Here is a 10,113-nt window from a genome sequence, read left to right as displayed (position 1 = left end):
CTCCGGGTCAGCAGCTCGTGGGCGGTGACCGCCCGGTTGGCCCCGGAGCTGGCGGCGATCGTCGCGATCTGCGCCGAGCCCGTCTCGGTGGCCGAGATCTCCGCCCGGACCCGCGAGCACCTCGGTCGGGGCGAGGTCGAGGCGCTCCCGCCGGGTGAACCGGGCGTTCTCCTCGGTCATCCGGTCCTCGGTCAGGCCGATGCCGTGGTCGACCACGACAAGTCGTGCGCCGCCCTCGGTCAGCTCACCGGTCACCATCACACGGGTGTGCGGCGGCGAGAACGAGGTGGCGTTCTCCATCAGCTCGGCGAGCGTCAGCACCAGGTCGCCCGCGATGGCGGGGGCCGCCGCCACGCCGGGCGGTACCTCCACGTCGACGCGGGTGTAGTCCTCGATCTCGCCGAGCGCGAGCCGGACCACGTCGGCCAGCGGGACCGGCGCCACGTGACCGTCCGAGCCGGTGGCGCCGGAGAGCACCACCAGGCTGCCCGCGTTGCGGCGCAACCGGCTGGAGATGTGGTCGAGCCGGTACAGGTGCTCCAGACGGCCCGGGTCGGTCTCCTGCCGTTCCAGCCGGTCGATGAGCGCGATCTGGCGGCCGACGAGGTTCTGCGTACGGCGGCCGACGTGGCCGAACATCTGCGCCACGTTGCGCCGGCCGGCGACCTGCCGCTCGACCAGCCGGGCGGCGGTGTGCTGCACCCGGTCGAACGCGCGGGCCAGGTCGCCGATCTCGTCCCGGGCGCTGACCTCCACCGGGTCGAGGCGTACCGGGGGGACCGACTCGGACTCGTCGTCGGCGACCCGGGTCAGTTCGGCCTCGGTGACCCGGGCGACCCGTTCGGCGGAGCGGGTGAGCCGGCTCAGCGGCCGGGCCACCGTACGCGCCACGGTCATGCTCAGCAGCACCACGACGAGCAGGATCGCCGCCGCCGCGAGGCTGACCAGCCAGGCCGCGGTCAGGGCCTCCCGTTCCCGGGCGCGGGTCTCCGCGATGACGTCCGTGACGACCTTCTTCTCCACGAACTGGCCCAGCGTGATCATCGACCGGGCCGACGGGAACAGCACGTCCAGCGGCACCGGCGCGATCGCGCCGTCCGGGTCGCGGAGACTGTCCACCAGGAACGTCGGGCTGGTCCGGGCCGCCACCGCGGCGTCGTCCAGCCGGGCCACCTTGAGCTGCTCGGGCGTGATCAGCTTGCGGAACCGCCGGTTGTCGACGTTGAGCGCCGCCATGCAGGCCACGAACGCCCGGGAGACCTGCGGATCGCCTGTGGCCTTGACCAGCACGATCTGGGTGGTGCACGAGCTCAGTGCCTCGTCGACGCGCAGCAGCGCGTCCAGGGCGAGCACCTGCCGTCCGGCCGCGGTGTCGGTGTCCACCTGGAAGGGCAGCCGCAGCGCGTCGATCAGGGCGGTGTCGACCTCGCCGAACACGGTCAGGATCTGCTGCGGTGTGGCCCGGCCGCCGAGCGTGGCGTTGCGGACGTCCTCCAGCCGGCGTACCCCGTCGAGGCTCTTGCGGACCGCCGTCGGCAGCGTCTCGGCGCGCAGGTCCGCGACCCGGTCGTCGACGGTGGCCGACTTCTGGATCAGCTCGGTCCGGCTCACCCGCCCGAGCAGCAGCCCGACCGACAGCAGGCGTTCCTGCTGGAGGTCCTGGACCAGGCTGCCGACCCGGCTGGCGACGCGGACGGTCTCGGCGGTGTCGGCTGCATCCCGGGCGGCGGTGACCCGGTCGATGACGACCGGTACGGCGAGTCCGACCATGCTGAGCAGCGGAATGATGACCAGCAGGGCGAGCTTGCCCCGGATGCGTAACCTACCGAGCAGCATCGAACGGCCTCCACCGGTCGGCGTCGCCACCGTGCCCCACAGCGACCGGCTGGCGGTCGGCCCCGGGCGCGGAGAGCGGTGGCTCCGGGTGGACAGTCGGCGCCGGCCCGGCCTCGGCCGGTTCCCGGCGTGCCGGGGTGGCCCGGGACCGGTCCCGGCGCAGCGCGGCCACGTGCAGCGCGACGATCCCGGCGATCAGCACCACCGCCGCCCCGGCGGCGATCCGGCCCAGCAGCCGGTCCCGCTCCAGGGCGTCGAGTCGTTCCCGCAGCAGCGCGTCGAGCTGGTCGAGGATGACCGTGCGGAGCTGCTTGGCGGCGTTCTGCGCGCTGATCCCGGCGCGGGTGAGCTGGTCGGTGCTCGGCGCGGAGCGGCCGGCGCCGGGCGCCGAGTAGACAGCGAACGTCTCCAGTGAGCGCTGGTAGGTGTCCAGCGGCGTGAGCACGTTGGCGCCCAGGTCGGTGCTCTCCGAGCTGTCGACCGCCGAGCGCAGGTCGGCGACCAGGTCGGTGGCGGGACCGAGCGCGGAGACGCGCAGCTCGGCCAGCTCCGCGCCGACCCGCGCGCGTTCGGCGGCGGGGCGCTTGGCGGACAGCCGGGCCAGGTCGACGAGCCGCCCGGCCAGCACCGTCGCGGTGGGCAGGTCCCCGCCGATGCCGTCCTGGAGGAAGAACGAGTCGGAGCGCGGGTCGCGGATCAGGCCGGAGCTCTCCCGTACCTTCCGGTAGAGGGCCAGGAGCAGATCGGACGCCTCGCCGTAGGCCCGGTACGCGGCCTCGGGGTCACCGATCCCGCGGTCCGGCAGCGCCTCCAGCTTGGCCCGCAGCCCGGCCCAGCGTTCGTGGGTGCGCAGCTCGTCGCCGACGGCGTTGTCCACCTCCGCGACGCCCTCGATGGCGGCGGCGAGCGAGGCCCGGGAGACGGCCCCTTCGGCGACGGCGATGGCCTGGGCCTCCACCAGCGTGTCGGTGACCGGCCCGAGGGCGCGCAGGTAGCGGACGCCGAGCCGCTCCCGGCTCACCAGGTCGTGGTCGTCGGCGAAGTCGCGTTCGGCCTGGACGAAGATCAGCCCGAGCGGGGCCAGCAGCGCCAGCACCAGCACCAGGGCGAGCGTGCGGCCCGGTACGGCGGGCCGCCGGCGAACCCGCGACGCGGGGACTGTCATGGTGTGTCTCCTCCGGCGACGGCGGGGCGATCGGTGCCCCGGGAGGTCGCCGTACGCAGTCCCGTGCACCGGACCGGAAAAGTAGCCGAACCGGACGCGCGTGAGACCTCGGCCGATGAGTCGGCTTCGCGTCAGTCCATTTTGGGTGACCCTGCGTCAGGGCGAAAGGTACGTAGCGTGTGATCGTGTTGCCGAGAAATGACATCGACGATGGTTTGCGCCTGTAGATGTGAATTCACATGATCCGAATACGTCCCGCTGGGATGCTCTGGACCTTTGGCGGATGACGGACGCTACGCGACGATCGGTGCAACCGGACAGACGTACGGCGGATCTCAGCGAATGCTCAGCCGTCGGCCCGTACCGTGTGGCGCATGAGATCAACCGCCGCGCGGCTCCGGCGCGCCCTGGCCGGCCATCCGCGCCGCATCGTCGCCGCACTGGTGGTGGTCGTCCTCGTCGCCGCCGCGCTGGTCTGGGTGGCCCGGCCGCAGGGTGCGGACTTCCGGACCGAGCCGGCCCTGGTGACAGTGCGTTCCGGGCCCTCCGGCGACGAGCCGGTCGACCTGGACACCACGCTCTACCTGCCGGAGGACGCCTCGTCGTCGAACCGGGTGCCGGCGGTGCTGCTGGCGCACGGCTTCGGCGGGACCAAGGACTCGGTCCGCTCCGACGCCGAGGACCTGGTCGCCCGCGGGTACGCGGTGCTCACCTGGACCGCCCGCGGGTTCGGGCGCAGCGGCGGCCAGATCCACCTGGACAACCCCGACTACGAGGTGCGGGACGCGCAGCGGCTGCTCGACCGGCTCGCGCAGCGGCCGGACATCCGCCTCGACGCGGCCGGCGACCCCCGGGTCGGTGTGGTCGGCGGCTCGTACGGCGGCGGCCTGGCCCTGCTGCTCGCCGCGCAGGACCAGCGGATCGACGCGATCGTCCCGATGATCACCTGGAACGACCTGTCCCGCGCATTCCTGCCGGAGAGCAGTGGCCGGCAGCCCAGCGACGGCGTGTTCAAGAAGGGCTGGGCCGGCATCTTCTTCGGCGGCGGCGGGAACGCCGGATCCGGTCCGGCCGGGCTCTCCGGGGCCACCGCCGCCGCACCGGAGGGCGCACCCGAGTCCGCCGGTCCGCCGAGCCCGCAGCCGGGCGCCGGGCCGGGCACCGGTGCCGGTCGCGCGCCGGCCGGCGCCGCCGACCCGTCCTGCGGGCGCTTCGCGGCCGACGTCTGCGCCGCGTACCTGCGCATCGCCACCACCGGCCGGGCCGACGCGGCGGCGGTCGAACTGCTGCGCCGGTCGTCGCCGGCCGGCGTGCTGGACCGGATCAAGTCGCCGACGTTGCTGGTGCAGGGCGAGGCGGACACGCTGTTCCCGCTGGCCGAGGCGGACGCCAACGCCCGGGGCATCGCCGCCGCCGGCACCCCGGTACGGGTCGCCTGGTTCACCGGCGGCCACGACGGCGGCTCCGGACCCACCTCCGACTCCGACCGGGTGAAGTTCCTGACCGCGCAGTGGCTCGACCACTACGTCAAGGGCGACGGGGCGGCGCCCGGCGACACGTTCACGTTCTCCCGGATCGCCGGGTTCGACGCGCTCGACCGGGGCCTGGTGGCGACCGGCTTCCGTACCGCCGACTACCCGGGGCTGGCCGGGCAGGACCGCCGCGAGGTGACGCTCGCCGGTCCGCCCCAGCCGGTCGCCGTACCGCCGAACGGCAACCCGGCGGCGATCTCCTCGGTGCCGTTCGCGGGCGCGCTCGGCTCGCTGCTGGACGGCGTCGCCGGTGACATCCCCGGCCAGCACGCCCGTTTCGAGTCGGCGCCGCTGGACGAGCCGGTCGACGTGGTGGGCGCGCCCACCGTGCGGATCAGGGCCGCCTCACCGACCGGCGAGGCGGTGCTGTTCGTGAAGCTCTACGACGTCGACCCGCAGGGCGCTGCCACGCTGCCGTCCGGCCTGGTCGCGCCGGTGCGCCTGACCGGCCTGCCGGCCACCGTCGACGCGGCCACGCCGGTCACCGTGACGCTGCCGGGGATCGTCCGGCGGGTCGAGGCCGGGCACCGGCTGCGGCTCGTGGTGGCGACGTCGGACCAGGCGTACGCCTCGCCCGCCGAACCGGCCGTGCACACGGTGGCGCTCGCCGACGGGCCGCTGACGCTGCCCACCGTCGACGCCACGCCGATCCCCACCACCGCCGCGATCTGGCGCTGGGCGCTGGCCGGCCTGCTCGTCGCGATCGTGGCCGGGCTCGTCGTGGTCGTGCTGCTCACCCGCCGCCGGCACCGTCGCCAGGACGACTCCGTGCACCCGGAGTACGCGGGCGTCCCGCTCGCCGTGCGCAACCTGCGCAAGGAGTACGCGGACGGCTTCGTCGCGGTCTCCGACGTGGACTTCGAGGTGCACCCCGGCCAGGTGGTCGGCCTGCTCGGGCCCAACGGCGCGGGCAAGACCACCACGCTGCGGGTGCTGATGGGACTGACCCAGCCCACCGCCGGGGAGATCTACGTCTTCGGGCACCGGCTGGTGCCGGGCTCGCCGGTGCTGTCCCGGATCGGCGCGCTGGTCGAGGGGCCGGGCTTCCTGCCGCACCTGTCCGGCCTGGACAACCTCAAGGCGTACTGGCGGGCCACCGGCCGGCCGTGGGAGGACGCGCACTTCGACGAGGCGCTGGAGATCGCCGGCCTGGGCGACTCGGTGCACCGGCGGACGAAGAAGTACAGCCACGGCATGCGGCAGCGGCTGGCCATCGCCCAGGCCATGCTCGGCCTGCCCGAGTTGCTGGTGCTGGACGAGCCGACGGACGGGCTGGACCCGCCGCAGATCGCCGAGATGCGCCGGGTGCTCCAGCGGTACGCCACCGACGGCCGGGCGGTGCTGGTCTCCAGCCACCTGCTGGCCGAGGTGGAGCAGACCTGTACGCACGCGGTGGTGGTGAACAAGGGGCGGATCGTGGCGTCCGGCCCGGTGGAGGAGATCGTCGGCGAGTCGCCGAGCGTGCTGTTCGAGGTGAGCGACCCGGACGCGGCGCGTACGGTGCTCGACCGGCTCGACGGCGTACGGGTGCTGCCCGACACCGAGGGCGGGCTGGTGGTCGACACCAACGGCACCGCCCGCAGCGAGGTGGTGGCCGAACTGGTCCGCGCCGGCATCGGGGTGGACCGGGTGGTGCCCCGGCGCCGCCTGGAGGACGCGTTCCTCGCCCTGGTGGGCGAGAACTCTCGGGGAAGCGGGGACCGGTGATGGCGGGTTCGTCTGTGGCATCGTCGCCTGGTGGCGGCACGTCCGGTACGGCGGCGCCGGGCGCGGGCGGGGCGGCGGCCGGTTACCGGCCCTCGGCCACGCTCCCGTTCGGCGCGGAGTTCCGGCGGCAGGCGTCGCGCCGGCGTACCCAGCTCGCGCTGGGGTTCATGGTGCTGCTGCCGCTGATCATCCTGGTGGCGTTCCAGTTCGACGCCGGGGACGACGACGGCGGCGGGCGGGGCGAGTTCTCCAGCCTGGCCGACCTGGCCACCTCGGGCGGGCTCAACTTCACCCTGTTCTCGATCCTGGTGTCCGCGTCGTTCCTGCTGGTCGTGGTGGTGGCGCTGTTCTGCGGCGACACGGTGGCGAGCGAGGCGAGCTGGGGCAGCCTGCGCTACCTGCTGGCGGTGCCGGTGCCCCGGGCCCGGCTGCTCGCGGTGAAGCTGGTCGTCGCGCTCGCGTACTCCGGGCTGGCCCTGCTGTTGCTGGCCGGCACGGCGCTGCTCGCCGGCACGCTCCGGTACGGCTGGAAGCCGCTGAGCAGCCAGGTCTCGGCCGAGCTGGCGCCGGCGGACGGGTTGCTGCGGCTGCTCGGCGTGCTCGGCTATCTCGCGGTCGTGCTGCTGGTGGTGGCCGGACTGGCGTTCCTGCTGTCGGTGACCACCGATGCCGCGCTCGGCGCGGTCGGCGGCGCGGTGCTGCTGTGGATCCTGTCCAGCATCCTGGACCAGATCACCGCGCTGGGCGGGCTGCGGAACCTGCTGCCGACCCACTACAGCAGCGCCTGGCTGGGGTTGCTGTCGACGCCGATGCAGACCGACGACGTGGTCAAGGGCGCGTTCTCGGCGGTCGTCTACGCCACGCTGTTCTGGGGCCTGGCCTTCTGGCGCTTCACCCGCAAGGACGTCACGAGCTGAGGTGACCCGGACGGGGTCACCACGGGAGCGCCTCGGCCCATATCATGGGAGCGTTCCCATGCGATTGTCCCGCCTGCAAAGATATCGATTAACATCAATCAATACTCCCGCCATCCTGGACGGCGTCCGGCACCCGTACCAGGAGGTTCCCTATGATCCCGGCGCAGCTGAAAGACCCCGTGCTGTCCCTGTTCCGCATCGTCACCGGCCTGCTCTTCCTCTGCCACGGCGCCGCCTCGATCTTCGGCCTGTTCGGCGGCAACCCGGCCACCGGCGGTGCCGTCCCGTTCGCCACCTGGCCCAGCTGGTGGGCAGCGCTGATCCAGCTCGTGTGCGGCGCGCTGGTCCTCGTCGGCCTGTTCACCCAGCCGGCCGCGCTGCTCGCCTCCGGCTCGATGGCGTACGCGTACTTCGTGGTGCACCAGCCGCACCACCTGATGCCGATGCAGAACGGCGGCGAGCTGGCCGCGCTCTTCTGCTGGTCGTTCCTGCTGGTCGCGGTGCTCGGCCCGGGAAACTGGGCGCTCGACGCGCTGCTGGCCCGCCGCCGGTCCACCGCGACCGAGCCCGCCGCCGCGCCGGCCTCGGTCCCGGTCTGAGCGTTCGCACCGAACCAGATCCCGGTCGGGGTGCTCCCGTGCCGGGCTCTGGTTCCTACAGCGGATTGACCGGCGGAGTCGTGGGCGAGGGCGGGGCGGCCGGCGTGGGCGTGTCGGCCGGGCCGGGCTTGCGGCGCTCCCACGCACTGACGCCCAGCCGGCCGGTGTTGCCGAGGTCGATCGGCCCGTCCAGGGCGACCGGGTGCGCCGGCCGGCCGGCCACCGGCGCGACGTCGAGTCCGGTGCCGTTCGTCGCCGGCACCGTCGCGTCGGTGACCAGGTTCCGCCAGATCAGCGCCGCGCCGGCCCGCTCGCCGGGGGCCAGCACGATCCGGGTGGGCGGGTGGTCGAAGCCGGAGGTGATCGGCTTGGCGCCCGGGATGATCCGCACCTCGATCGGGTCGCCGTCGGCGTCCCGGAGCGCGACCGCCGGATAGCCGCGCAGCTCGTACGGCCGGTCGCCGCAGTTGAGCAGGTCCAGGCCCATCGCCCGCAGCCCCATCGCGGCGCTCACCCCCAGCTCGGTGATCGCGATGCCCTCCGGGGAGCAGGTGGCGGCGGGCGTCGGCTCGGCCGTGGGGGCACCCGGCCGCGGCGGCGCCGTGGGCACCGGATCGGACAGTCCTTCCGCGGGCCCCTGCGCCGGGGCGCAGGCTGCCATCAGCGTCACGCCGGTGAGGGCGCCGATCAGGCGCGCCGATCTCCGCATCGAGTGATCATGCCACTCGGCCGCGCTCGGCGAGGACCGCATCGAGCAGGCCCGGGTAGCCCGCTGTGGTGGAGCCGGTCGCGGTGGTCGGACGCCGAGCCGGCCCACAGCGTGGGATCCCGAGGTGGCGCGGCCGTGAGCAGCGCCTAGACTCGGCGGCACAACTGAATACCTCATCCAGAGGGGCTGAGGGATACGGCCCGACGACGCCCCGGCAACCACCCGCACGCTCGACGACGAGCGACAGCGGGCAGGTGCCAATTCCGTCCCCGCCGCACCCGGCGATGCGGGGAAAGATGAGAGGAACTCCTCGACATGACGTCGACGCTTCCCGTCGCCACCGGTATCGACACCACCCTCAGCCCGGCCCGCGCCCTGGTCTGCCGTGCCTGTTCGGCGCGGTACCCGCTCGCCGCGCAGCACGCCTGTTACGAGTGTTTCGGGCCGCTGGAGGTCGACTACGACACCGCCGCGCTCGCCACCGTCACCCGTGAGCAGATCGAGGCCGGTCCGGACAACATCTGGCGGTACGCGGCGCTGCTGCCGGCCGGTCAGGACCCGGCCACCCGGGTCACGCTCGACCCGGGGCTGACCCCGCTCGTCGCCGCCCCGCACCTCGCGGCCGAACTGGGGCTCACCGCGCCGCTCTGGGTCAAGGACGACAGCGCGAACCCCACCCACTCGTTCAAGGACCGGGTCGTCTCGGTGGCGCTCACCGCGGCCCGCGCGCTCGGCTTCGCCCGCTACGCCTGCGCCTCCACCGGCAACCTCGCCAACTCCGTCGCCGCGCACGCGGCCCGGGCCGGCGTGCCGTCGATCGTCTTCATCCCCGGCGACCTGGAGCAGGGCAAGGTCGTCACCACCGCTGTGTACGGCGGCGACCTGGTCGCCATCGACGGCTCGTACGACGACGTGAACCGGCTCTGCGGCGAGCTGGTGGAGACCGACGAGTTCGAGGACACCGCGTTCGTCAACGTGAACGTCCGGCCCTACTACGCGGAGGGCTCCAAGACGCTCGGCTACGAGGTGGCCGAGCAGCTCGGCTGGCGGATCCCGGCCCAGGTGGTCATCCCGATGGCCAGCGGCGAACTTCTCACCAAGATCGACAAGGCGTTCGCCGAGCTGGTCGAGATCGGGCTGGTCGAGGCGCCGGCCGGTGGCTGGAAGGTGTTCGGCGCGCAGTCGGCCGGCTGCAACCCGATCGCCACCGCGCTGCACGGCGACACCGACACGATCACGCCGGTCAAGCCGGCCGGCATCGCCAAGTCGCTGAACATCGGCGACCCGGCGGCCGGGCTGTACGCGCTGGAGGCGGTGCGGCGTACCGGCGGCTGGATGGACTACGCCGACGACGACGAGATCCGCGCGGGCATCCGGCTGCTCGCCCGTACCACAGGGGTGTTCGCCGAGACGGCCGGCGGCGTGACGGTCGCGGTGCTGCGCAAGCTGGTCGAGTCGGGCCGGCTCGACCCGGCCGCCGAGACGGTGGTGTTCAACACCGGCGAGGGCCTGAAGACGCTCGACGCGGTGGCCACCCAGGTCGGCCCCACCCACCGCATCAAGCCCAGCCTCCGCGCCGCCCGCGACGCCGGCCTCCTGGCCTGACCCCTCCGGCCCTCCGCCGTCGGCGGGGGTGGCCGGGTGGGGG

The 10,113-nt window shown here is 73.7% G+C and carries 7 protein-coding genes and 1 riboswitch; of the genes, 4 read left to right on the top strand and 3 right to left on the bottom strand.

What is annotated here, in order from left to right; all coding sequences use genetic code 11:
* On the bottom strand, positions 1–1,836 hold a 1,836-nt coding region (locus tag ABD52_RS33825; protein WP_235437640.1), incomplete at its 3' end, for a nitrate- and nitrite sensing domain-containing protein.
* On the bottom strand, positions 1,823–3,001 hold the full coding sequence (locus ABD52_RS33820) for a hypothetical protein (RefSeq protein ID WP_013288864.1): 1,179 nt from the start codon (positions 2,999–3,001) through the stop codon (positions 1,823–1,825). The genes ABD52_RS33825 and ABD52_RS33820, both read right to left, overlap by 14 nt.
* A gap of 374 nt (positions 3,002–3,375) precedes the next feature.
* Here ABD52_RS33820 and ABD52_RS33815 point away from each other — a divergent pair, with 374 nt between their 5' ends.
* From ABD52_RS33815 to ABD52_RS33805, 3 genes are all read left to right on the top strand, one after another.
* Positions 3,376–6,240 (top strand): alpha/beta fold hydrolase, encoded by a 2,865-nt coding sequence (locus ABD52_RS33815; protein WP_047894415.1) that lies wholly within the window; start codon positions 3,376–3,378, stop codon positions 6,238–6,240.
* Positions 6,240–7,157, top strand: a complete 918-nt coding sequence (locus ABD52_RS33810; protein ID WP_013288862.1) for an ABC transporter permease subunit — start codon at positions 6,240–6,242, stop codon at positions 7,155–7,157. The genes ABD52_RS33815 and ABD52_RS33810 overlap by 1 nt, the downstream gene beginning before the upstream one ends.
* Positions 7,158–7,309: 152 nt before the next feature.
* Positions 7,310–7,756 carry a DoxX family protein gene (locus tag ABD52_RS33805; protein ID WP_047894414.1) on the top strand — a complete coding sequence of 149 codons (447 nt, stop codon included), beginning with the start codon at positions 7,310–7,312 and terminating at the stop codon, positions 7,754–7,756.
* A 55-nt stretch (positions 7,757–7,811) separates the two neighbouring features.
* Here ABD52_RS33805 and ABD52_RS33800 read toward each other — a convergent pair whose 3' ends face one another.
* The gene (locus ABD52_RS33800) at positions 7,812–8,465 is read right to left on the bottom strand and encodes a DUF4232 domain-containing protein (protein ID WP_235437639.1); all 654 of its coding nucleotides are present in this window, start codon (positions 8,463–8,465) and stop codon (positions 7,812–7,814) included.
* 170 nt (positions 8,466–8,635) lie between these two features.
* A riboswitch (SAM riboswitch) is annotated at positions 8,636–8,768 on the top strand.
* Between the two features lie 12 nt (positions 8,769–8,780).
* On the opposite strand from ABD52_RS33800, the gene thrC reads away from it, so the two are divergent.
* Positions 8,781–10,070: a threonine synthase gene (thrC, locus tag ABD52_RS33795; RefSeq protein WP_047894412.1), complete on the top strand. Its 1,290-nt coding sequence runs from the start codon at positions 8,781–8,783 to the stop codon at positions 10,068–10,070.
* The last annotated feature ends 43 nt before the right edge of the window (positions 10,071–10,113 follow it).

Source organism: Micromonospora sp. RV43 (genome assembly GCF_001029515.1).
Taxonomy (GTDB): Bacteria; Actinomycetota; Actinomycetes; order Mycobacteriales; family Micromonosporaceae; genus Micromonospora; species Micromonospora aurantiaca.
The sequence above is the reverse complement of the archived record's forward strand: the minus strand, read 5'-3'. Positions and strand labels throughout refer to the sequence as shown.